The organism is Massilia eurypsychrophila (genome assembly GCF_002760655.1).
Classification (GTDB): domain Bacteria; phylum Pseudomonadota; class Gammaproteobacteria; order Burkholderiales; family Burkholderiaceae_D; genus JAFCUW01.
Genome location: NZ_PDOC01000002.1, coordinates 537,036 through 561,172 on the forward strand (window position 1 = coordinate 537,036; position 24,137 = coordinate 561,172).

Annotated in this window: 19 protein-coding genes; 3 read left to right on the forward strand and 16 right to left on the reverse strand. The window is 65.4% G+C overall.

Translation table 11 applies throughout. The features are described 5' to 3' along the window. Positions 1-58: 58 nt before the first annotated feature. From CR105_RS05370 to CR105_RS05420, 11 genes are all read right to left on the reverse strand, one after another. Complete coding sequence (locus CR105_RS05370; protein WP_099787378.1) at positions 59-1,171, reverse strand: NADH:flavin oxidoreductase/NADH oxidase; 1,113 nt, start codon at positions 1,169-1,171, stop codon at positions 59-61. Positions 1,172-1,220: 49 nt separating this feature from the next. Then, positions 1,221-2,204 (reverse strand): succinylglutamate desuccinylase, encoded by a 984-nt coding sequence (locus tag CR105_RS05375; RefSeq protein ID WP_099787379.1) that lies wholly within the window; start codon positions 2,202-2,204, stop codon positions 1,221-1,223. Continuing rightward, complete coding sequence (locus CR105_RS05380) at positions 2,204-6,910, reverse strand: NAD-glutamate dehydrogenase domain-containing protein (protein ID WP_099787380.1); 4,707 nt, start codon at positions 6,908-6,910, stop codon at positions 2,204-2,206. The genes CR105_RS05375 and CR105_RS05380 overlap by 1 nt, the downstream gene beginning before the upstream one ends. Positions 6,911-7,084: 174 nt before the next feature. After that, positions 7,085-8,428, reverse strand: coding sequence for an N-succinylarginine dihydrolase (gene astB, locus CR105_RS05385; RefSeq protein WP_099787381.1), 1,344 nt, complete (start codon positions 8,426-8,428; stop codon positions 7,085-7,087). Between the two features lie 14 nt (positions 8,429-8,442). After that, positions 8,443-9,912: a succinylglutamate-semialdehyde dehydrogenase gene (gene astD, locus CR105_RS05390; RefSeq protein WP_099787382.1), complete on the reverse strand. Its 1,470-nt coding sequence runs from the start codon at positions 9,910-9,912 to the stop codon at positions 8,443-8,445. Further along, complete coding sequence (gene astA / locus CR105_RS05395; RefSeq protein WP_099787383.1) at positions 9,905-10,939, reverse strand: arginine N-succinyltransferase; 1,035 nt, start codon at positions 10,937-10,939, stop codon at positions 9,905-9,907. The genes astD and astA overlap by 8 nt, the downstream gene beginning before the upstream one ends. Positions 10,940-10,950: 11 nt before the next feature. Beyond that, positions 10,951-11,982 carry an arginine N-succinyltransferase gene (locus tag CR105_RS05400; RefSeq protein WP_099787384.1) on the reverse strand — a complete coding sequence of 344 codons (1,032 nt, stop codon included), beginning with the start codon at positions 11,980-11,982 and terminating at the stop codon, positions 10,951-10,953. Between the two features lie 44 nt (positions 11,983-12,026). After that, positions 12,027-13,271, reverse strand: coding sequence for an acetylornithine/succinylornithine family transaminase (gene astC / locus CR105_RS05405; RefSeq protein ID WP_099787385.1), 1,245 nt, complete (start codon positions 13,269-13,271; stop codon positions 12,027-12,029). A 211-nt stretch (positions 13,272-13,482) separates the two neighbouring features. Beyond that, positions 13,483-14,169: a transposase gene (locus CR105_RS05410; RefSeq protein ID WP_099787386.1), complete on the reverse strand. Its 687-nt coding sequence runs from the start codon at positions 14,167-14,169 to the stop codon at positions 13,483-13,485. 338 nt (positions 14,170-14,507) lie between these two features. After that, positions 14,508-15,449, reverse strand: coding sequence for a GlxA family transcriptional regulator (locus tag CR105_RS05415; RefSeq protein WP_099787387.1), 942 nt, complete (start codon positions 15,447-15,449; stop codon positions 14,508-14,510). A gap of 22 nt (positions 15,450-15,471) precedes the next feature. Beyond that, complete coding sequence (locus CR105_RS05420) at positions 15,472-16,386, reverse strand: DMT family transporter (protein WP_099787388.1); 915 nt, start codon at positions 16,384-16,386, stop codon at positions 15,472-15,474. A 157-nt stretch (positions 16,387-16,543) separates the two neighbouring features. Here CR105_RS05420 and CR105_RS05425 point away from each other — a divergent pair, with 157 nt between their 5' ends. The 3 genes from CR105_RS05425 (at position 16,544) to CR105_RS05435 (ending at position 18,163) form a co-directional block, all read left to right on the forward strand. Continuing rightward, positions 16,544-16,966, forward strand: a complete 423-nt coding sequence (locus tag CR105_RS05425; RefSeq protein WP_229413635.1) for a MarR family winged helix-turn-helix transcriptional regulator — start codon at positions 16,544-16,546, stop codon at positions 16,964-16,966. Further along, positions 16,963-17,244, forward strand: a complete 282-nt coding sequence (locus tag CR105_RS05430) for a hypothetical protein (protein ID WP_099787390.1) — start codon at positions 16,963-16,965, stop codon at positions 17,242-17,244. Before CR105_RS05425 ends, CR105_RS05430 begins: the two co-directional genes overlap by 4 nt. Positions 17,245-17,329: 85 nt before the next feature. Beyond that, positions 17,330-18,163, forward strand: a complete 834-nt coding sequence (locus CR105_RS05435) for an HDOD domain-containing protein (protein ID WP_099787391.1) — start codon at positions 17,330-17,332, stop codon at positions 18,161-18,163. 268 nt (positions 18,164-18,431) lie between these two features. Here CR105_RS05435 and secF read toward each other — a convergent pair whose 3' ends face one another. The 5 genes from secF to queA form a co-directional block, all read right to left on the reverse strand. After that, a complete protein-coding gene (secF, locus tag CR105_RS05440) occupies positions 18,432-19,448 on the reverse strand; it encodes a protein translocase subunit SecF (protein WP_099787392.1) in 1,017 nt (338 codons plus the stop codon). A gap of 18 nt (positions 19,449-19,466) precedes the next feature. After that, positions 19,467-21,341 carry a protein translocase subunit SecD gene (gene secD / locus CR105_RS05445; protein ID WP_099787393.1) on the reverse strand — a complete coding sequence of 625 codons (1,875 nt, stop codon included), beginning with the start codon at positions 21,339-21,341 and terminating at the stop codon, positions 19,467-19,469. 57 nt (positions 21,342-21,398) lie between these two features. Then, the gene (yajC, locus tag CR105_RS05450) at positions 21,399-21,680 is read right to left on the reverse strand and encodes a preprotein translocase subunit YajC (protein ID WP_229413636.1); all 282 of its coding nucleotides are present in this window, start codon (positions 21,678-21,680) and stop codon (positions 21,399-21,401) included. 239 nt (positions 21,681-21,919) lie between these two features. Continuing rightward, on the reverse strand, positions 21,920-23,059 hold the full coding sequence (tgt, locus tag CR105_RS05455) for a tRNA guanosine(34) transglycosylase Tgt (RefSeq protein WP_099787395.1): 1,140 nt from the start codon (positions 23,057-23,059) through the stop codon (positions 21,920-21,922). After that, on the reverse strand, positions 23,060-24,082 hold the full coding sequence (gene queA / locus CR105_RS05460; RefSeq protein WP_099787396.1) for a tRNA preQ1(34) S-adenosylmethionine ribosyltransferase-isomerase QueA: 1,023 nt from the start codon (positions 24,080-24,082) through the stop codon (positions 23,060-23,062). Between the last annotated feature and the right edge of the window lie 55 nt (positions 24,083-24,137).

Below are 24,137 nucleotides of genomic sequence, written 5' to 3' on the forward strand. Positions count from 1 at the left end.
ACAGCGCTTGCGTCGAATCTGCATACGTTGGCTAAAAAGCCGTCGGGTGGCTGTGTGTCTACCGCTGGCCAAGGCGCGTAGCGCCGAACAAGTCCTTGTACTCGCGCGGCTGCGAGCGCCAGTACTGCGGCGGCGCCTGCACCTGCGCCCCCAGCTCGGCGGCGGCATGCCATGGCCAGCGCGGATCGAACAGCATCGCGCGCGCCAGCGCCACCATGTCCGCCTGCCCCTGTTCGAGGATCGCCTCGGCCTGCCCCGCCTCGGTGATCATGCCCACGCCGATGGTCGGCATGCCGGTCTCGCGCTTGATCCGTTCGGCGAACTCGATCTGGTAGCCGGGACCGACCGGGATCTTCTGCAGCGGCGAGACGCCGCCGCTGGAGACATGCATGAAGTGGCAGCCGGCCCGTTCGAGCGCCTGTGCGTAAATCACGCTCTGCTCGACGTCCCAGCCACCAATGACCCAGTCGGTCGCAGAGATGCGCACGCCAACCGTCATCTCCGCCGGCACCGCCGCGCGCACCGCCTTGAATACCTCGAGCGGAAAGCGCATGCGGTTTTCCAGCGAGCCGCCGTATTCGTCGGTGCGTACGTTCGACAGCGGCGACAGGAACTGGTGCAGCAGGTAGCCGTGCGCCGAATGCAGCTCGATCGCATCGAAGCCGAGCGCATGGCTGCGGCGCGCGCAATCGACGAAGCCGTCAAGGATGCGCCCCATGCCGGCCGCGTCGAGTTCATGCGGCGCGCTCTCGCCGGCCGCATGCGGCAGCGCCGAAGGCGCCACCGTCTGCCAGCCGCCGTCGCCGGGCGCGATGTTGGCGCCGCCTTCCCATGGCACCGCGCTGGACGCCTTGCGGCCGGCGTGGCCGAGCTGGATCGCCAACTTGATCGGCGAGTGCCGGCGGATCGCCTTGAGCACCGGCGCCAGTGCGGCGGCATGGTCGTCCGACCACAGCCCCAGGTCGCGCGCCGAGATGCGGCCCTCCGGCGTCACCGCGGTCGCTTCGAGGAACAGGATTGCCGCACCCGACAGCGCCAGGTGGCCGAGGTGGATCATGTGCCAGTCGGTGGCCAGGCCTTCGTCGGCGGAGTATTGGCACATCGGCGCAATGGCGATGCGGTTTTCAAGCTGCAGGGGGCCGAGCGAAATGGGGGAGAAAAGCAGGCTCACGGGAACTCCGGTTCTGGGTCGAACCGGTAGTCTACCGCGCAGGCGCCAATTATGCTGAGCGCACCACCATCAGGCCGGCGCGCAGGCCGACCCGCACGTCGGGATTGGGGAACACCACCAGCTCTTGCGCGTGCTGCACCCGGTACGTGGTGTCGCCGTCGGTGGCGATCACCGCACCTGCCGCCAGCGCCGTGAAATTGCGCGTCTCGCGTCCGAACGCCATCTTGAAGTCGTCGCTCAGCTTGATGATTTCCTGCGCCACCTTGAACACATGCGGCGCCGCTGCTGCCGCCGGCAGGTCGGCGCCACGCAGCAGGCCGGCCAGCGCGCGGTCGACATCGGCAAACTGGCTCAGGTCATTCTGGCCCAGCGTGCCAACCCGCCCCAGCTCCACCGTGCTGGCGGCAGCGCCATGGTGTTCGGCCGAGTAGTAGCTGTAGGTGCCGGCCGATTGCGGATTGAGGATGATGGCGCCGATCGCCGCCTGGCCAAGCCACTCGATCAGCGCGGCCTTCGGCCCGTCGGCGATCAGCTCGGGCACCACGGCGAAGGTCGGGTATTCCGACGGACGGATCGCGGTGTGCAGGTCGAGGTGCCAGCGCACCGGCCCTGCGCCGGCGAAGAAATCGGCCGTGGCCTGCACCATGACGTCGGCGCGCGCCGCTTCGGCGGCGCCGGCCAGGCTGCCGCGCTGGGCGCGGAACATGCGGTTCAGGTCAGCGTCGATGAAGCGCTTGCCGGCGGCGATGGCGTCGATATTGCCGACGCAGACCATCAGGTCGACCGCCAGCGCCGCCGGCTGGCGCGACAGCGCGTCGAGCACATGGGCCAGCACCTCAATCGGCCCGGTCTCGTCGCCGTGCACGCCGACCGACACCAGCACGCTGGTGCGCATGCCGCCAGGCGGCGCCTTGAGCGTGACGATGCCGGCGGCCGGCATCGTCACCGCAAAACCGGCTTGCTCGAAGCGCCGCGCCAGCTCGCTGAAATCGGCAGACGCCAATTGGCGCACTGCCGGCGGCACGGTCTCCATCACGCTGCGGCGGCGCTGGTCGCTTCCGACAGCGCCCAGACGTCGAGCATTGCCTGCTCGAGGTCAGCCGGCTCGGCGTAACCGGCCAGGCCCATCGCGTGCGTCACCGCGCCGACGGCCTCGAGCGGCTCTCTGCCGCCGTTCGACCTGGTCAGAACCTGCATCAGCAGGCGTTGCTGGGTGCGGCGCAGTGCCTGCATCGCGTAGTTGCGCAGCTGCTCCTGGGATTTGCTGTGCGGCGCCAGCTTCAGGCCGCGCTCGAGCGTGTCGATGCCGGCCTGGCCGCGCAGCGCCATCCCCACTTGCAGGAACTGCGACAGCGACATGCCGGCCGGACGCTGCACCGACATCGCCGCAAACACGAAGCTGGCCACCGAGTCGATCGCATCGACCGACTTCCACGCCTGGCTGAATGGAACCGGCAGGTCCGGCAGCGAGTCGGCGTCGGCGTGGCTTGGCGCCATCTGCTGCAGCATGGCCGGATCGGCGAACAGGCGCGACAACTCTTCCATGCCGCCGCCCTGGCCGACGGCCACCGATAGCACGCCTTCGAGCACCGCCTTGAACAGCACGCGGGTGCGCTGATCGACCTTGATCGAGACCGCGCGCGGCACGTTCATGGCGTCGGCGTCGAGCGCGCCGAAGATCGGCGCCAGGTTCAATGCCGACCAGGCCTGGCCCCAGGCCTTGACGACCTCGGTCTCGTCGACGCCGACTTCGATCGCCAGGTTGCGGATCATCAACGGACCGCAGCGGTTGACCGCTTCGTTGGCCAGCACGGTGGCCAGGATCGCATTGGCCAGCGGGTGCGCCAGCGCCTTGCGGGTGGCTACCAGCTGGGCCGGGAAATACGGCTTGAGCACCGGCTCAGCCCACGCTTCGCCGGTCAGCGGCAAGGCCGCCAGCAGGCGCTTGAAGCGGTTCTTGACGTTGGCGATCACCACCGCCAGTTCAGGCGCGGTGAGGCCGATGCCGTTGGCCTTGCGGCGCGCCAGCTCGGTGTCGGTCGGCAGCTGCTCGAGTTCACGCGACAGCGCGCCTTCGGCCTCCAGGCTGGTGATCAGTGCGGCGTACGCGTCGACCACCGCAGGGTCAAGCTGCGCCTGCACTTCGCGCACCAGCAGGTGGGTTTGCAGCGTATTGTCGCGCAGGACCAGGCGCTCGATATCGCCGGTCATCTCGCCGAGGATGCGGTTGCGGTCCGCTGCCGTCAGTTCGCCCGCGTTGACTTCGGTGTCGAGCCAGATCTTGACGTTGACCTCGTGGTCGGAGCAATCCACGCCGGCCGAGTTGTCGATCGCATCGGTGAAGATGCGCCCGCCCGCCAGCGCGAACTCGATGCGCCCGTTCTGGGTTGCGCCCAGGTTGCCGCCTTCGGCCACCACCATGCAGCGCAGCTGGTTGCCGTCGACGCGGATGTTGTCGTTGGCGCGGTCCTTGACCTGGGCATCGGTCTCGGTCGACGCCTTGATATAGGTGCCGATGCCGCCGTTGTAGAACAAGTCGACGGGCGCGAGCAGTATGCGGTGCATCAGTTCTTCCGGCGCCAGCGCGGTCTCGGCGATGTCGAGCGCGGCGCGCACTTGCGGCGACAGCTCAATCGAGCGGGCGCTGCGCGGGAACACGCCGCCGCCTGGCGAGATCAAGGCCTTGTTGTAGTCTTCCCACGACGAGCGCGGCAACGCGAACATGCGCTCACGCTCGGCGAACGACACGGTGACGTCCGGCGCCGGGTCGAGGAAAATGTGGCGGTGGTCGAACGCGGCCAGCACCTTCAGCTGGCGCGACAGCAGCACGCCGTTGCCGAACACGTCGCCCGACATGTCGCCCACGCCGACCATCGTGATCGGGGTGGTGTTCATGTCGTGGTCCATCTCGTAGAAGTGGCGCTTGACCGCTTCGAACGCGCCCTTGGCGGTGATGCCCATCTTCTTGTGGTCGTAGCCGTTCGAGCCGCCCGACGCAAAGGCGTCGCCCAGCCAGAAGCCGCGCTGCACGGCGATGCCGTTGGCGATGTCGGAGAACGTCGCGGTGCCCTTGTCGGCGGCGACAACCAGGTACGGATCGTCCTGGTCGTAGCGCACCGTGTCGTTAGGCGGCACGATGGCGCCGCGCACGCGGTTGTCGGTCACTTCGAGCAGGCTGGAGATGAACAGGCGGTAGACGGCTTCTCCTTCGGCGGCGATGGTCTCGCGCACCGCGTCCGGCGGCATCTGCTTGCAGACAAAACCGCCCTTCGAGCCGGCCGGCACGATGACGGCGTTCTTGACCATCTGCGCCTTGACCAGGCCAAGCACTTCGGTGCGGTAGTCTTCCATCCGGTCCGACCAGCGCAGGCCGCCGCGGGCAACCGGGCCGCCGCGCAGGTGCACGCCTTCGAAGCGGCGCGAGAACACGAAGATCTCGCGGTATGGACGCGGCTCCGGCACCAAGGCCAGGCTGCTGGTGTCGAACTTGAAGATGATCTTGTCGCCCGCCTGCGCGTTCTGGAAGTAGTTGGTGCGCACGGTGGCGAGCATCAGGTCGACCAGCGCGGCGAGGATTTCCTCGGTATCGGCGTGGTTGACCGACGCCAGCTGCTTCTTGACACCGGCGATCTGTTCGGCGCCGACCTGGTGCTGGGCGTCGCCGAGCGACGGATCGAAGCGCAGCAGGAAGCCGTCGACCAGCTCCTTGACCAGCATCGGCTGGCGGCGCAAGGTGTCGGCGATGTAGCGCACCGAGAACTTGGCGCCGGTCTGGCGCCAGTAGCTGATGTAGGCGCGTACCAGCTGCACTTCGCGCATGCGCAGGCCGCCTTCGATGGCCAGCCCGTTCAGGCGGCCGTCTTCGGCTTCGTCGTTGAACAGCGACGCGAACAGCTCTTCGGCGACGGCGACCACGTTCGGCCTGGCCAGTTTCACGGCGCTGGCGGCATCGACCGACAGGCTGGTGACGTAATGGCGGCTGCCGTCGGCCAGGTTGATGGCGAAGGTCTGCTCGCGGTCGATCGCCACGCCTGCGTTGTGCAGCGCCGGCAAAATGCGCGACAGCGACGGCACGCTGGCCGCCGAATACAGGCGGATCGAAGCGCCGCCGCCTTCGTCGGCGTTGTTCGCTTCGACACGCACCGAGACGTGGCCCGGCTGGCCGTTCGACAGCAGCGCGCCGAGGTCGCGGAAGGCGACTGCCGGCGCGGTGGCGGAGACGTAATTGACCGGCAGCGTGGCGCACAGCTTGCGCAGGCTGCCGCGCGCGGCGACGTCGGTGACGCTGTCGGTCAACGCGGCGAAGGTGTCGTGCCAGCCGTCCAGCACCGACAGTAGCGGGCGCTGGATGTCGGACTCGAGGTCGAGCGGATTGCGGGCGGCGTGGGCGATCAGGTAGACGCGCGCCAGCGGGCCGTCGGCGACCAGGGTTTGCGAGCGCACTTCGCGCGCGCCCGAGCTTTCTTTCAGTGCGTTGGCCAGGCTGGCGGCGACGCTGGCGCTGTAGCGCTCGCGCGGCAGGTAGACCAGCACGTTCAGGTGGCGCGCATAGACGTCGCGGCGGGCGAATACGCGCGCGCGCGGCTGCTTGTACAGCGACACGACCGAGCTGCATACCTGCGCCAGCCATTCCGGATCGGCTTCCAGCGCTTCGGTGCGCGGCAGCGATTCGAGGATCTCGAGGAACTTCTCGGCGCGGAAGCCTTCCTGGCGCACGCCGGCCAAATTCAGCACCTTGGCGACGCGGCCGCGCGCATACGGCAGGCGTGCCAGCGGGGTGGCCGTGGCGGCGCGGGTGAAGAGGCCGACGAAGCAGTGCTCGCCGAGGATATTGCCCTGGGTGTCGGTGTTGCGCACGCCGATGAAGTCGAGCGGCTGGTCGCGGTGCAGCGTGCCTTCGACGTCGGCCTTGACGATCGACAGCGTGTCGGCGCGGCGCGACAGCGTATCGAAGTCGCCCGGGATGTTGGCCAGGCAGGTTCCGTACACCGGATGCGTCGTATCCTGCAGCACGCCGATGCGGCTCGGGATGTCGCGTTCGAGTTCGCGCTCGCCCGGCTTGACGACGTAGTAGGCGTAGCCGAACGGTTCGAACCCTTCGTTCTTGGCCCATTCGAGAAAAGCGGCCACTTCCAGGCCGGTGCCGCCGTGCGCGGCGGCCTGCGCGGCGACGGCGGTCAGGCGGTCGGCCATCGCGACCGAATCGCGGCGCACCACGGCGGCGTCGCGCGCCACCATCTGCAGGCGCTCGACCAGCGCGGCCAGTTCGTCGGCGGCCAGGTCTTCGGACAGCAGGCACAAGACGTACGACTCGAGCGGAGCACCCTCTTCGCCAACCGCGACGGCGACGCCGGCGGCATCGCGCCGCACCGGCAGCACGGCGTTCATCACGCCGGCCACGGCCACGCGCTGTTTGCGCATCGCCATCACGATCGAGTCGACCAGGTAGGGCATGTCGTCGTTGAGGATCAACAGTGCGGTGGCCATGCCGCCGCGCCCGTCGGAGTAGCGCAGCTGGACGATCTCGCAGCCGGGCGCTTCGCGCCGCGCCGCTTCGGTGAAACCTGCCCACAAGACCGGCGCCAGGCTGTCGGGCGACGTGCCGGCGAGGTCCTCTTCGTCGAGCGATCCGAGCCAGGCCTGGACCAGCGCGGATACCTGGCTGGCCGGTCCGGCGCCCTGGTTGGCATTTACCAGGTCGAGAGTCTGCGTACGCAAGTCTTGTGGCATCTGTTTCATCTTTACTTCTCCAATCGAGAGTGTTGTTGCTTCGCTTACGCGCCGGCTTGTGGCCACGCGCTGGGCGATCTACAGGCAGACCGGGGTGGCCGGTCCAAAAATATAAGTCGAAAAATCGACGCTGCCGATATTAGAACAGCTAACGTCAGCGTAATCAAACGGCGCGTGCCGGCGTTACGACAAATCGTACAGTCCGGGCAAACCCAGGATGCGCTGCAGGTCCTCCAGCGCCTGCGCGCATTCGATCGCCAGCTGCGGGTCGGCCAGGTCCTTCGGCTCGAGGCGGTCGCGATAATGCGCTTCGACCCAGGTCACCAGGCGCGCGTACAGCGCCTCGGTCATCACCACGCCCTGGTGCATCGCTTGCGCCTCGGCGTCGGTCAGCGCCACGCGCAGGCGCAGGCAGGCAGGCCCGCCGCCGTTGCGCATGCTCTGGCGCAGGTCGAAGTCGATCAGTTCATCGATCGGGCCGTCGCCGGCCACAAGCTGTTCAAGATAACGCGACACCGCCTGGTTTTCCTGGCACTCGTGCGGCACCACCAGCGCCATCGCGCCATCGGGCTTGGTCAGCAACTGGCTGTTGAACAGGTAGCTGGTCACCGCATCGGCCACCGGCACCGCGCGCGTATCGACCCGCACCGCATCGAGTTCAGCGCCGACCCCAATCATCGCCGCGCGCAGCCGGTTCAGTACCGCCGATTCGTCGGCGAACGCCTGCTCGTGATAGAACAGCACATTGCCGTTGCCGACCGCGATGACGTCATTATGGAAAACGCCCTGGTCGATGACGTCGGGATTTTGGGAGGCGAACACGGTGCGCGCCGCATCGAGGCCATGCAGGCGCGCGATCGCCTGCGACGCCTCCAGCGTCTGGCGCGCCGGATAGCGCTTTGGCGCCGGCGCCGACGGGTCGAATTCGACGCGCCCATAGACGAACAGCTGCACGCCCCTGGCGCCATGGCTGGCCGCCAGGCGGGTGTGGTTGGCGGCGCCCTCGTCGCCGAAGGCTGGCGTGGACGGCAGCGCGTCGTGCACGGCGAAGTGGCGTTCGTCGCCAAACAGCGCACGCAAGGTGCGGGTCGACTGGATGTGTTCTTCGGCGCGGTGCAGCTTGTTGTTCAGGTTCGCGCTGGTGAAGTGGGTGCGGCCGTCGAAACTGTCGGCCGACGGGCTGACGGTGGCGGCGTTGGCAGTCCACATCGGCGAGGCCGAATAGGCGCAGGCGAGGATCGCCGGCGCCTCGCGCCAGGCACGCGCCAGCACGTCGGCGTCGGTGCCGGTGAAGCCGATGCGGCGCAGCAGGCGAAAGTTGGGACGCGCGTGCGGCGGCAGCAGCGCCTGGGCGAAGCCGCGCGCGGCCAGCGCGCGCATCTTGGCAAGGCCCTGCAAGGCAGCCTGCTTCGGATTGGAAGCGCTCTTGACGTTGCTGAACGAGGCCACGTTGCCGAACGAGAGTCCGGCGTAGTTGTGCGAGGGGCCGACCAGGCCGTCGAAGTTGTATTCGCGTGCAGTTTGCATCCGATTTTTCCGTGTCAGAAGGTCAGGCCCGGCGACAGCTTGGCGGGCATCGCCAGGTCGCTCGTTTCGATCGACGCCACGGGGTAGGCGCAATAGTCGGCCGCGTAGTAGGCGCTCGGGCGGTGGTTGCCGGACTTGCCGATGCCGCCGAACGGCGCCGAACTGGCCGCCCCGGTGGTCGGGCGGTTCCAGTTGACGATGCCGGCGCGCGCCTGCTCGCTAAAGCGCTGCCACAGCGCCGCGTCGTTCGACAGCAACGCGGCGGCGAGGCCGAACTCGGTGGCGTTGGCAGCGCGCACCGCGGCATCGAAGTCGGCCACGCGGATCACCTGCAGCAGCGGCCCGAACCACTCCTCGTCGGGGATACCCGTGGCGTCGGTGACGTCGACGATGCCGGCGGTGACGAAGCCGGCGTTCGCATCCGGCTGGCGCATCTGCAGCAGCGTGACGCCGCCTTTGGCGACCATGGCTGCCTGCGCCTGCACCAGCATCGTGGCGACCGCGTTCGACACCACCGGGCCCATGAAAGGTTGCGGATCGGCGTTCGACGGGCCGACCGTCAGCGTGGCGGCCACTTCGACCAGGCGCGCAATGAAGGCGGCGCCGGCCGGCGTGTCCTGCACGATCAGGCGGCGCGCGCAGGTGCAGCGCTGGCCGGCCGAGATAAACGCCGACATCACGGCGTGGTGGACCGCCGCGTCGACGTCAAGCACATCCCACACCACCAGCGGATTGTTACCGCCCATTTCCAGCGCCAGCATCTTGCCGGGCTGGCCGCCGAACTGCTTGTGCAGTGCGACGCCGGTCTGGCAGCTGCCGGTAAACAGCACGCCGTCGAGCAGCGGCTGCTGGCCGAGCGCGATGCCGGTATTGCGCCCTCCGTTGACCAGGTTGATGACGCCGGCCGGCACGCCCGCCTGCTGCCACAGTTCGACCGTTTTGATGGCGGTGCGCGGCGCGTATTCGCTCGGCTTGAACACCACCGTGTTGCCGGCGATGAGCGCCGGCACGATGTGCCCGTTCGGCAGGTGGCCGGGGAAGTTATACGGGCCGAATACGCCGAACACGCCATGCGGACGGTGGCGCAGCACGGCGGTGCCGTCGGCCACGCTGGCCGAGCTGGCGCCGGTGCGCGCGGCGTAGGCCTGCACCGAGATGTCGACCTTGTTGGCCATGGTGGCCACTTCGGTGCGCGCTTCCCACAACGGCTTGCCGACTTCCTCGGCGATGATCTGCGCCAGCTGCTCGGCGTCCTGCTTGAGCAGGTCGCGAAAGCGGGTGCAGACGGCGATGCGCTGTTCCAACGACGTCGCCGCCCACTGCGCGAAGCTGGCGCTGGCCGCCTGCGCGGCGCGGCGCACGTCGTCGGCGGTCGACTCGTTGCTCGACCAGGTCTGGCGGCCGGTGGACGGATCGATCGTCACCAGTTCAATGCCGCCGCCGGGCAGCCACTCGCCGCCGATGTAATTGGAGAGATTAGACATGGGTGTTTTTCCTTACATTGAGTGGCAGGGTGCGCAGCGGGTCGCCGTGGCTGCAATGGAGCAGCGCGAGCTGGGCGGCGCTGAGCGAGACGCTGCCGCCTGTCGGGGTCGACTGCGCGACGATCATGCGGAAGTCCTGCAGCACGGTGTTGGAGATCAGGGTCTGTTCGGCGTCGGCCGTGGCCACGCCTTCGCTGGCGGCCACCAGCATGCTGTCGCGCACCGCGCGCAGCTCGGACACGCGCCCCTGCAGCACCGGGCCGGCATCGAAGATGTCGATGTAGCCCTCGAAATGCATGCCTTCCTGCTCGAGCAGTTTGCGCGCCGGTGCGGTGCTGCGGTGGACCATGCCGATGACCGACTGTGCGTCGTCCGGCAGGTAGGCCACGTACAGCGGCTGGCGCGGCATCAGTTCGGCGATGAACGACTTCTTGCCCAGCGCGGTGAGATCGTCGACGTGGTCGAAGTCCATCTTGAAGAAATGGCGGCCGAGTCCTTCGTAGAAGGGCGAACTGCCATCTTCGGCCTGGAAGCCGCGCATCTCGGCGATCAGCTTTTCGGTAAACAGGTGCGGGAACTGGGCGATGAACAGGAAGCGGCTTTTCGACAGCCACTTGCCGTTATTGCCGATGCGGTAGTCCGGATGCAAGAACAACGAGCACAGTTCGGTCGAGCCGGTCAGGTCGTTCGACAGGTACAGCGTATCCATGCGGGTGAAGATATCGAGTTCGCGGCTCGAGTGCACCAGCGTGCCGATGCGGTAGTTATAAAACGGCTCGGTGAGGCCGACCGCGCCCTTGATGGCGCACACGCCGGCCATGCGGCCGCTCGAGGTGTCCTCCATGACGAACATGTAGTCGCGTTTTTCGGGGGCGATGGTCTGCGCGAACGAGGCCACCGCCACGGCGATGCGGTCGCCCAACATGGTGCGGTCGGGCTTTAGGGTGGTCATGCCGGTGCCGACCTGGCTGGCCATCTCTAACAGTGCATCGAGGTCCGACGTGGTGATGGCGCGTACGACTAGCATATGGTTCTCTTTCAGATTCTAACGCAGATAACGCTGTCGCCGGGCGCCACCATCAGCGCGTCGATGGCGGCCTGCGGCAGGTGCACGCAGTCGCTGGCGTCGACCGAAGGGCACACCGCGGTGATGGCGCGGAAGTTCTGCTCGCTGCTGGCGGCGATGGCGTAGGTGACGGCCGCATCGCGCCCGCCGCCGCGCTCATCGAGCGTCACGCTGCGCACCACGGCGCCGGAAAACGAGCGCAGCGAATTCTTGTGCGCCTGCAGGATCGGGCCGCCGTCGAAGATGTCGATGTAGTCGTCTGCCTCGAAGCCTTCTTCGGTGAGCAGGTTGAAGGCCAGTTCGCCGTCCGGGTGAATCTGCCCCATCGCGGCCTGGGCGTCGCCCGGCAGCAGCGGCACGTACACCGGATAGTGCGGCATCAGTTCGACGATCAGGGTGCGGTTGCGGGCGCCGCCGATGACTTTTTCGGCGTCGAGAAAATCCATCTTGAAGAATTTGCGGCCGAGCGCGTCCCAGAACGGCGACGACCCTTTGGCGTCGGTGACGCCGGCCAGCGGGACGAAGAAGCGGTCGCCGAAGCGGTGCGGCGCGAGCACGGCGAACAGCAGGCGCGCGCGCGACAGCAGGGCTGCCTCGACGCCCGCCGCTTCGCGGCCCTGCACGTAAAAGCCCGACAGTTGCGAGTACGCGGTCAGTTCGGAGCACAAGGTCAGCGCGTGCACGCTGTGGCTGATATTGAGGTCGCGCGAGACCTGCTGGATGACGTCGTTGCGAAACGAGAAGTAGGTGCCGTTCGAACCGGCCGACGCGTAGATCGCGGCGGTGCCGACGATCTCGCCGGTGGCCTGGTTCTCGAGCACGAACAAATAGGATTCTTCGCTGGGGATGTCCACGTGCGCGGCGAACGAGGCGATCGAGCGCTCCACCGAAGCGGCGATTTTCTCGCGCGTCTTCGGCAGCGTATGGACCCCCGGCATCGTCACCGCGGCCAGCTTTTCGAGGGCCGCGATGTCGGACAGCTCCGCCGGACGGACAACATGCATGGTGACTTCCTTAAGTGAAGACGGTGCGTGCCGCGCTGCCGGGATCAGGCTGCGGCCAGGATGGCGTCGGCGGCGGCGCGCATGATGCGGTCGGCTTCGGCGATCTGCTGGTCCGACACGATCAGCGCCGGCGCCAGGCGGATCACGTCCGGGCCGGCGATCAGCAGCATCAGGCCGAGCGCTTCGGCAGCCTTGGTGTAGTCCTTGGCGCGGCCGGCGAATGCCTCGGCAACCGGCAGGCCAATCAGCAGGCCCGAGCCGCGCACCTGACCGAACAGTTGCGGATAGTCGGCCGCCAGCTTGGTCAGGTTGGCAAACAGCTTGACGCTCGCGTCCTTCACGCGCGCCAGGAAGGCCGGCGTGTTGATGGTGTCGATCACGTTCAGGGCGACCGTCGCGGCGAGCGGGTTGCCGCCGTAGGTGGTGCCATGGGTGCCGACGCCGAAGTGCTCGGCGATGGCGTTGGTGGTCAGCATGGCGCCGATCGGGTAGCCGTTGCCGAGTGCCTTGGCCGAGGTCAGGATATCGGGCGTGACGCCGCATTCCATGTAGGCGTACAGCGCGCCGGTGCGGCCGACGCCGGACTGCACTTCGTCAAATACCAGCAGCGCGCCGGTTGCGTCGCAGCGTTCGCGCAGCGCCTTCAGGAATGCCGGATCGCCGGGAATGACGCCGCCCTCGCCCTGGATCGGCTCGACGATCACGGCGGCGACATCGTCGGTGATGGCGGCGAGCGCGGCGGCCACGTCGTTGTACGGGATGTGGTTGATCTCTTGCGGCAGCGGCTCGAAGCCTTCGGTGTATTTTGGCTGGCCGCCGACCGACACGGTAAACAGCGTGCGGCCGTGGAACGACGACAGGCACGACACGATGCGCGATTTGTGCGGGCCGAACTTGGTGTGGGCGTACTTGCGCGCCAGCTTCAGGGCCGCTTCGTTCGCTTCGGCGCCGGAATTGCAGAAGAAGGCGCGGTCGGCGAAGGTGGCTTCGGTCAGCGCCAGCGCCAGGCGCAGGACTGGCTCGTTGGTGTAGCCATTACCGAGGTGCCACAGTGTATTGATCTGCTTGGTGAGGGCGTCGACCAGCACCGGGTGGGCATGGCCGAGGCTGGTGACGGCGATGCCGGCGGTGAAATCGAGGTAATGCTTGCCGGCCTGGTCCCACAAGTCGAGTCCGCTGGCGCGCACCGGCACCATGGCCGCTGGCGCATAGGTCGGCACCAGTACTTCGTCGAAAGTCTGGCGTGTGACGGGCCGCGTGGTGACAGCCGAATCAAGCTTTGCGTTCATGGCATTCCTCATCCAATGTTAGGGGTTTGCCCGAGCTGGAACAGCTGGGCGGTTGCCCCATTATAGGAAAGCATGCAACAAAGTTCTTTTCAAACTGCGACAACCATTTTCATTTTTGGTCTCTGGGCAATTTCCTCAAAAACAGGGTCAGACCCGGTTTCTGTGGCAATTTCCTCTAAAACAGGGTCAGACCCGTTTTTTGTTCGGCTGCTCAGCCTTTGCGCGGCCGGCCGACCGGGTTGGGCGCTGCCAATCGCCCCATTAGCAGCGAATACGGTTGTTCTGAACCAAACGCGCCGAGCGCCGTGTTCCCCCTCGTCGCCTTGCGCACCCGGCGGAAGATTTCCGGATCGATAAGCTCATCGAACAGCGCGCGGTAGGCGGATTGCCGGGACGCCGTGTCCTGTCCCAGGCGTCCGTAGAGCTCGTGCTGGACCACCAGTTTGCTGGACGGGCCATGGGCGTTGTGATGATAGCTGGACCATGCGTAAAGAGCAGGGGCCGCGACCAGGCCGGCGCGTACCGGGTTGAGTTCAATGTAGCGCTGGCACACCATCAAGTAGGTTTCCGAATGCACCAGGCAAGAGTGGTATCGGCCTTCCCATAGCGTGCCGGTGCGCGCGTACCGCCGGTTAACATATTGCACGTAGCGCTGGCCTAGCGACTTCATCATCAGAGCTGGGCCTAGCTCATCCTTGGGCGAGACCAGCAGGTGAACGTGATTACTCATCAGCACATAGGCATGGATTCGACACTCAGCTTGAAGGGAGGCGGCACGCAGCAGGTAGAGGTAGACGCGGTAGTCATCGTCCTCAAAGAAACAGCGCAACCGGTTATTTCCGCGCTGGGTGATATGCAGAGGGACATCGGCAGCGACCGGACGGGGTTGACGTGGCATGGGAGCTCGCAGAATGGCAGAGTAAGAAGAAGTCACCCTAGACGGATCTTAAATAGCAACATTCGATCCGCATCAATCGTTCGCACGCCCACTCCACGCGGCCTGAGCTTTAAAACAATTGAAAACAATTGGGGTCAGACCCGTTTGATAATCGGCGTGCGCGTGACTTGGGCATCAATCAAACGGGTCTGACCCCAATTATTTTCCAGTCCATTTGGAGCGCCTGCGTGAGGGGGATGTAACTTCCCGGCCACGTCTAAAGAATTGGGGTCAGACCCGTTTTATAGATGGCGTTTCGCGGATTTTCGATCGATTAAACGGGTCTGACCCCGATTGTTTTAGGCGGTGAGGCGGCGCTGGCGCTCTTCGCGCGGGGTGTGGCCGAACAGGGCGCCAAACGCGGTCGAGAAGTGCGAGCCGGACGAGAATCCACACATCAGCCCGACCTGGACGATCGAGTAGTTGGTGTCGAGTAGCAGTTGGCGCGCGCGCTGCAGCCGCAACTCGAGGTAGTAGCGCGAAGGCAGGCTGCCCAGGTATTGCTTGAACAGGCGCTCGAGCTGGCGCCGCGATAGCCCGACGAGCCCGGCGATGTCGTCGGTCGACAGCGGCTCTTCGATGTTCGCTTCCATCAACGTCACCGCTTCGCTCAGCTTCGGTTGCAAGGCGCCGAAGCGCGCCTGCAACGCTACCCGCTGGCGCTCCTCGGCACCACGCACGCGGTCGATGCACAGCGCTTCCTTGATCTGCGCCTGCAGCGCCGCGCCGAACACGTGCTCGACCAGCGTCAGCGCGAAGTCGATGCTGGCCGCGCCGCCGCAACAGGTGAGCCGGGCGCCATCGAACTCGTACAGGTTGGGCGTGAAGACGGCGTGATCAGCCTTGATGTCGACGTCGGCATACAGCGCCCACGGCAAGGCGGCGCGCACGCCGTTGAGCACGCCCGCGTCGGCCAGCCACAGCACGCCGGCGCCGACGCCACCCCAGAACGGCGCCACCCGCGCACGCTCGATCACGGTGCGCATGGCGGCAGGCTTGAGCGCCGCCTCGGACTCGTCGGCCACCAGCAGCACCAGGTGCCAGTGGCGCAAGGCGTCGGCGCCGAACTTGTCGGGGCTGCGCACATCGACGTGCAGCCGCTCGGGACCGAGCAGCTTGGCCGCCAGCCGCAGCGGCTGGTACAGGCCGGACCAGGTCAGCGCGTCGGGCTGGCCGGCATTGACCAGCAAGACGCGCAGCGGCGCTTCCTGCGCCAGGCGGGCGAGGTCAGGGTGCGCCATCGGACTGGGAAAATGCTGTCATTTATTCGGGCGCGAGCGAGGCGGCCGGCCGCGGCGCCGCATTCCATTGGCTGACGATCATGCCGGCGATGAGCAGCACGGCGCCCATCCAGCCGCGCGCGGTGAGCGTTTCGCCTAGCCAGAAAAAGGCGAAAAACGCCGCCGCCGCCGGTTCGAACGCATAGATTACCGCCGCCTCGTTGGCCGTGCTGCGCGCCTGGCCCCAGCCCTGCAGCGAGATGATGGCGGCGGTCGCCACCACGCCCAGGTAGGCCAGGTTGATGCCGTGCTGGCCGATGCCTTGCGCGATATAGGTCCAGTAGTTGGCGAAGTCGTTGCCGGCGTCGATGGTGGAGCGCGGCACCTCGCGCGCCAGCAGCCACAGCGCCGCGCACAGCGCCACCGTCACGATCTGCGCCGCCGTCAAGGTCATCAGGCGCGACGCGCGGCGGGTGCGAAATTCCATCATCTTGATGTACACGCCGAACGCGAACGCGCCCACCAGCGCCAGCGTGTCGCCGCGCCCCCACGCGCCGCCGTCCCAGCACAGCGCAGTGAGGCCGGCAATGGCCAGCAGCAGCGCGTAGGCGATGCGCTTTTCCGGCATCTTGCCGGCGACCACGCCAAGCAGCGGCACCACCAGCACGTTCAGGCCGCAAATGAAGGCGTTGCGGTTGGAGGTGGTCAGCGCCAGCCCTTCCACCTGGAACACGTAGCAGAAAAACAGCAGCACGCCGAGCAGCCCGCCGGACACCAGGTCGTCGCGGCCGGCCTTGTACAGGAACGGCGCCAGCAGCACCGCCGCCAGGGCGAAGCGCAGGAAGATGATCCACACCGGCGAAAAATACACGGTCAGGTCCTTCATCGCCGGAAAGGTGGTGCCCCACACGAGAGTGACGAGCAGCAAGGCGAGGATGCCGCGGAACTGATGGGTCATAGGGTCTTTGCGAGGCGACGATCGGCCGAAATAGTCATATGGTAACTGTCTCGGGCCCAAAAGGCGAACCGGCGCCGCCGGCAAAGGGCGCCGCCAGCTATAATCACGGTCTATGGGGGAACGATACTTACGCAGTGTCCGCTTGCTGGCGGAGTGCATGCAGGGCTTCGAGCGCTTTTCGGGCGACTCGGTGCGCCAGTGCGGGCTCACGCACGCCCAGTTCGATATCATCGCTACCCTCGGCAATACGGCCGGCATGACGTACAAGCAACTTGGCGAGCGCACCTTGATTACCAAAGGCACGCTGACCGGCGTCATCGACCGACTCGAACAGAAGGGCCTGGTCGTGCGCGAGCGCAGCGGCGACGACAAGCGCTCCTTTTTCGTCAGCCTCACCGCCAGCGGCGAAGCCTTGTTCGAGCGGGTATTCCCCGCCGTCGTAGCGCACGGCAAGCAGCTGTTCGCCTCGTGCAGCGACGCCGAATTCGACGCGATCGACTCGGCCCTGTCGCGCCTGAAGCAGATGATCACCGATGCCAGCGCCGCTCCCTCCCCGCCCACACCAAAGGAAAAACAATGAAAACCGCCCTGCTCGACGGCATCACGCCGGCCAAGATTGACAAACAGATCATCGGAAACCTGTTGCTCAACGTCGCCTCCGCCGACGAAGTGCGCCAGGAAAAGATGCTCGTCGGCGTGCGCAACGAGGCCGGCGAAATCTACCGCCTGATCGGTGCGACCAAGGTCAACAGCTACATGAACGCGATCGAGGAACTCGAAGACCTGGGCCTGGTCGATGAACTGAAAGACACCGAAGCGCCGCAGGACGGCTGTGACGCGATCTTCAGCGCGCATTGATGCAAGCCAGGCGGCATAACAAAAAGATGCTTTTGAGAACGCTTTGGCGTGTTTCTGCCCAACTATTGGGAGTATAATTTTTCCCATGGACAGAATCGAAGCCTTCAAAAGCATTGCCGCCCAGGCTGGACGCGGCGATCTCACCTTCCCGACCAACGTCGACGCCACCCTCAAGCTGCAGCGGGCGCTGGGCGATCCGGACCTGCACATCGACGAGGCGGCGCGGCTGGTCCAGGCCGAACCGCTGCTGGCGGCGCGCACTGTCGCCATCGCCAACTCGGTGGCCTACAACCGCTTCGGCAACGACGTCACCAATGTCGGCGCCGCTGTCAAGCGGGTCGGCTTTCGCACGCTCAATGCGCTGGCCGCCGCCGTCATCGTGCGCCAGCTCGACAGCAAGATCACCCGTCCCGACCTGCGCGCCAAGGCCGACCAGCTGTGGCAGCATTCGGCCCACGTGGCTGCGCTGTCGCAGGTGATCGCCCGGCGCGTGACCAACATCGATCCGGATACGGCGCTGTTTGCCGGCATCGTCCATGAAGTCGGCGGCTTTTACCTGCTGTCGCGCGCCGAAGAGTTTCCGGGCCTGCTGGACGGCGAGCCAGAGGACTGGATCGAACATGGCGAAATGGCCATCGGTCGCGGCGTGCTGACCAAGCTCGGCGTGCCAGGCACGGTAATGGAAGCGATCGAAGCGATGTGGCGCGGCCTGCGCGCGCTGCCGCCGGAAACGCTGGGCGACACGCTGATGCTGGCCAATGACCTGGCCCCGCTCGACTCGCCACTGCACTCGCGCGCCGGCGCCACCACGCGCCAGTCGGCCGCCACCATCGACTTCGTCACCGGCGAAGGCACGCTCGCCTCGATTCTCGAGGAATCGGCCGAAGAAGTGCGCAGCCTCACCGCCGCCCTGTTCTAACACGCGGCGCGCCAGGCGCGTCGCCCATTGCCCGCATCCCCTAACCCCGCCAGCAACAAACCGTCCGGACAAAAAAAATGCCCGCTCTATTTGAGCGGGCCGAAGTCCAAAACTAGGGATGTCCTGAAAGAGACAGCTCCACTATAGTTCGCCATCTTTTTGCCATCTGTGCGATAGCCCACACAAGCGCATAAATTTCTGCTTACCCTCCGCGGCACAAAAAAGGGCAGCTTGCGCTGCCCTTTCACTTGATCCGGTCGGCTTGCGCTTATACGACGGCGCCGTCCGTCTCGTCCTTTTCCTTGACCGGTTTGACCAGGTCTTCACGCTTGACGCCCAGCCACATCGCGATCGCCGCGGCGACAAATACCGACGAGTAGATACCGAAACAGATGCCGATTGTCAGCGCGATGGCAAAGTAATGCAGCGACGGGCCGCCAAAAAACAGCATCGACAGCACCATCATCTGGGTCGAGCCGTGCGTGATGATGGTGCGCGAAATGGTGCTCGTAATGGCGCTGTCGATCACTTCCGTCACCGTCGATTTGCGCTGCTTGCGGAAGTTCTCGCGAATCCGGTCGAAAACGACAACCGATTCGTTGACCGAATACCCGAGCACCGCCAGCACTGCCGCCAGCACCGTCAGCGAGAATTCCCACTGAAAGTAAGCGAAGAAGCCAAGAATAATGACGACGTCGTGCAAGTTGGCGATGATCGCCGATGCCGCGAATTTCCATTCGAAACGGATGGCCAGGTAGATCATCACGCCGATGATCACCATCACCAGCGCGTTCAAGCCACTCTGCATCAGCTCATCGCCGACCTGCGGGCCGACGAACTCGACCCGCTTGAGGATGACCGCTTCTTCGCCCTTGGCGTTGAGACAGGCAGTCCTGGCCACATGATCGCCCTGCGGCGTGATGGTGTCGACTTGTTTGCCCGCGCCGCCCTCCGCCGCGCAAAGCGCGTTGAACACGGCGGCCGAACCGCTGGCGCCGGCGGACGTCTTCGGCAAGCGCAGCATGACGCTCTGCGCGGTGCCGAAGCTGGTCACTTCAGGATGCTCGTAACCGAGCGTGCGCAGCGAACCACGGATTTTCTCCTGGTCGGCCGCGTGCGGGTATTGCAGTTCCATCACCGTGCCGCCGGTAAACTCAACCGACAGATTCAGGCCTTTGTGCAACAGGAAGAATACTGCCGCGATAAACGTCACCGCCGAGATCACGTTGAAAATCAACGCGTGGCGCATGAAGGGAATATCCTTCTTGATCTTGAAAAATTCCATCTTGAATCCTCTTTCTAATTACTTCTTGATGGAGACCACACCGGGCGTCCACACAGTGCCGATGGAAATTTTGCCCAGTTTTTTCTGACGCCCATACCAGAAGTTGACCACGCCGCGCGACACGAATACGGCCGAGAACATCGACGTCAGGATGCCCAGGCAATGCACCACGGCGAAGCCGCGCACCGGACCGGAACCGAACAACAGCAGCGCCACACCGACAATCAACGTGGTGACGTTGGAGTCGAGAATCGTGGCCCAGGCGCGATCGAAGCCGGCCGCAATGGCCGCCTGCGGGGTGGCGCCGCCGCGCAACTCCTCGCGGATACGCTCGTTGATCAGCACGTTGGCGTCGATCGCCATACCGAGCGCCAGCGCAATGGCGGCGATACCAGGCAAGGTCAAGGTCGCCTGCAGCATCGACAGCAGCGACACCAGGAACAGCACATTGAAGGCCAGCGCCAGCACGCTGAAAAAGCCAAACAAGTGATAGTAGACAATCATGAAGACGGCAATCGCGATAAAGCCGTAAACCGTCGAGTACAGGCCCTTGGCGATGTTTTCGACGCCGAGCTGCGGGCCGATGACGCGCTCTTCGACAAATTCCATCGGCGCCGACAGCGCGCCGGAGCGCAGCAGCAGGGCCAGTTCATTGGCGCGTTCGGCGCTGCCCATGTTCGAGATCTGGAACGTGCTGCCCAGCTCGCTCTGGATGGTCGCCACCGACGCCACCGAATACTTGTTCTTTTCTTTGAGCAGGATCGCCATGCGCTTGCCGATGCGCTCGCGCGTCGCTTCACGCATCTTGCGCCCGCCGTCGCCATTCAGGTCCAGGCTCACGGCCGGCTGCTGGTTCTGGTCCATCGTCGCCGTCGCGCTCGAAATGTATTCGCCCGTCAGGATCACTTCCTTGTACAGCACCACCGGCGCGCCGGTGCCGACCGTAAACAGTTCCGAGCCGAGCGGAATCGTGGCCGACATTTCGGTGCCCGGCGTGATCGACTCGTCGACCATGCGCATTTCCAAGGTCGCGGTGCGGCCGATGATGTCCTTCGCGCGGGCAACGTCCTGCACGCCCGGCAATTGGATGACGATGCGCTCGAGGCCTTGCTGCTGGACGATCGGCTCGCTTACGCCGAGTTCGTTGATCCGCTTCGACAAGGTGGCGATGTTCTGCTTGACGCCCTCTTCCACCGTGGTCTTCAGCGCGTCCGGCTTGAGCGTGACGACCAGCTTCAGGTCGGTGCCGTCGGCGGCGTCGGCAAACGCGAGGTCGCGCATCTGGCTGCCGAGCGCGTCTTTGGCCTTGGCGCGCGTCTCGTTGTCGCGGAACTTGATCTCGAGGCTGTTGCCGACGCGCTCGATGCCGGCGTGGCGCACGTTCTTGTCGCGCAGGATGCTGCGCGCGCTCGACTGCATGCCCTTGATCTTGTTTTCCAGCACTGCCTTGGCGTCGACCTGCAGCAGGAAGTGCACGCCGCCGCGCAGGTCCAGGCCCAGGTTCATCGGCAGCGCGCGGATGCTTTGCATCCATTGCGGGGTGTTCTTGACCAGGTTGACCGTGACGATATAGTCGGGATCGGTCTGGTCGCGGTTGAGGTCGCGCTCGAGCGCCAGCTTGGCCTTGAACTGCGCATCGGTGGTCGGGAAACGCACCCGCACCGAGGTGCTGTTGCCTTCACCCTCCAGGGCGACGCGGTCCGGCGTGATGCCTTCCTGCTTCAGCGCCGCCGCCACCTGCTCGGTGGTGGCGCTGTTCACCTTGACGGTTGTCTTGCCTGTCGTCACCTGCAACGCAGGCGACTCGCCGAAGTAGTTCGGCACCGTGTACAGCGCACCGAGCACCAGTGTGACGGCGATCAGGATATATTTCCAGAGGGGATAGCGATTCATAATGTTCCAGCGTTCGAGGTGAGCAGGCGTAGGCGGCGCGGCGGCCGCCCGGCAGGCTTACAGGGACTTCAGGGTGCCCTTCGGCAACAGCGTCGTGATCGAGTTCTTTTGCACGACAATTTCCGTGTTGGCGGCGATTTCGACCGTCACGTAGGTGTCGTTGACTTTGGAAACCTTGCCGAGAATGCCACCGGCGGTCACCACTTCGTCGCCCTTGGCGAGCGCGTCCATCATGGAGCGCTGTTCTTTCGCGCGTTTCTGCTGCGGGCGAATCATCAGGAAATACATGACCACGAACATCAGTACCAGAGGCAAGAAGGTCGTCAGGTTGCCCATCATTCCCGGGTCTGCGGCGGTGCCGGCGGTTTGTGCATAAGCGTTAGAAATGAACACGGTTACTCCATTATTGATTTTGACTTGGTTAAAAAAGCAGCGCTGTATTCTAGCACTGGCCGGACGGCGCTAGCCACTTCGGGGTATGTGATGGCTGTAAATTCTTTTGCAAGCGATGCCTGGCACCAGTGTTAGACAAATAAATCGCGCGGGAGGTCGGTACGCAGCCAGCCGCGGCGGCGTATTTACACGCCGCGCGCGCGCTGTTCGTTAAATGTCAGCCTGAACGCGTGGAAGCCATCGGCGTCGATGGCGTCGCGCATCTCCTGCATCAGCTTCAGATAGTAATGCAGGTTGTGGATGGTATTGAGGCGCGCGCCGAGGATTTCCTTCGAGCGGTGCAGGTGGTGCAGGTAGGCGCGCGAGAAATTCTTGCAGCAGTAGCAATCGCAGCTCTCGTCGAGCGGGCCCATGTCTTCCTTGTAGCGCGCGTTCTTGATCTTGACATCGCCAAAGCGAGTAAACAGCCAGCCATTGCGGGCGTTGCGCGTCGGCATCACGCAGTCGAACATGTCGATGCCGTTGGCCACGCCGGCGACCAAGTCTTCCGGCGTGCCCACGCCCATCAGGTAGTGCGGCTTGTTGGCCGGCAGACGCGGGCCGACGTGCGCCAGCATGCGCATCATGTCTTCCTTCGGTTCGCCCACCGACAGCCCGCCGATGGCGATGCCGGGGAAGTTGATCTCTTCCAGGCCGGCGAGCGACTCGTCGCGCAGGTTCTCGAACATGCCGCCCTGGACGATGCCGAACAGCGCGTTCGGATTCTCGCCGCCGCTGAACTCGTTCATCGAGCGCTGCGCCCAGCGCAGCGACATGCGCATCGACTTGGCCGCTTCCTCGGACGTGGCCGGCCGGCCGTCGATCTCGTACGGCGTGCATTCGTCGAACTGCATGACGATGTCGGAATTGAGCGCGCGCTGGATCTGCATCGAGATTTCCGGCGACAGGAACAGCTTGCTGCCGTCGATCGGCGACGCGAACTTGACGCCCTCCTCGGTGATCTTGCGCATCGCGCCGAGCGAAAACACCTGGAAGCCGCCGGAGTCGGTCAGGATCGGGCCATTCCAGCCCATGAAGCCGTGCAGGCCGCCGAACTTGTTGAGCACCTCGGTGCCCGGGCGCAGCCACAGGTGGAAGGTGTTGCCGAGGATGATCTGCGAGCCGACCGCAACCAGCTCGTCCGGGTCCATTGCCTTGACCGAGCCGTAGGTGCCGACCGGCATGAAGATCGGCGTTTCGATGGTGCCGTGATTGAGCTTGAGGCGGCCGCGGCGCGCGTGCGACAGGCCGCTGGTGTCGGTCTTGAGAAGGGTAAATTCGAGCATTTAGAGTGACTTTGTGGTGAGCAGCATGGCGTCGCCATAGCTGAAGAAGCGGTATTCGCTGGCGATGGCGTGGGCGTAGGCGCGGCGGATCGGCTCGTAGCCGGCAAAGGCCGACACCAGCATCAGCAGGGTCGACTTCGGCAGGTGGAAATTGGTGATCAGGCGGCTGACTGTCTTGAAGGTGTAGCCAGGCGTGATGAACAGCGCCGTGTCGGCGCTGCCGGCAACCAGTGCACCGCTCTGCGACGCCGATTCGAGCGCGCGCAGGCTGGTGGTGCCGACGGCGACGACATCCTTGCCGGCGGCCCTGGCGGCGCCTACTGCGTCGACGGTTGCCTGCGGCACGGTGTACCACTCGGTGTGCATGTTGTGCTCGGCCAGCACCTCGACCCGCACTGGCTGGAACGTGCCGGCGCCGACGTGCAGGGTGACGTAGGCGAAGCGGACGCCCCTGGCGGCGAGTCTGGCCAGCAGCGCATCGTCGAAATGCAGGCCGGCGGTCGGCGCGGCGACGGCGCCCGGCTCCTTCGAATACACGGTCTGGTAGCGCTGCTCGTCGAATTCGTCGGCGGCGTGGTCGATGTACGGCGGCAGCGGCAGGCGGCCGTGCGCTTCGATCAGTTCGAACACGTCGGCGTCGAAGTGGAGCGTGAAAAATTCGCCCGCGCGCTCGCCGGCGACGACGTCGAAGGCGTCGGCCAGGCGGATGCGGTTGCCAGGCTTGGGCGACTTCGACGCGCGCACCTGCGCCAGCACCGTGCGGCTGTCGAGCACGCGCTCGACCAGTACCTCGACGCTGCCGCCGGTTTCCTTGACGCCGAAAAAGCGCGCCTTCAGCACGCGCGTGTCGTTCATCACCAGCAGGTCGCCTGGCGAGAGCAGGTCGACGATGTCGGCGAACTGGCGGTCGGCGATGGCGTCGCCGTCGAGCAGCAGCAGGCGCGAAGCGCTGCGGTCCGGCAGCGGCACCTGGGCGATGCGTTCAGGGGGCAGGTTGAAATCGAAGTCGGAAAGCGAATACATTCTGGTAATTCTGCGAAAATAGGGTTCACGCGCCGTACAATACGGCTCACTTGCG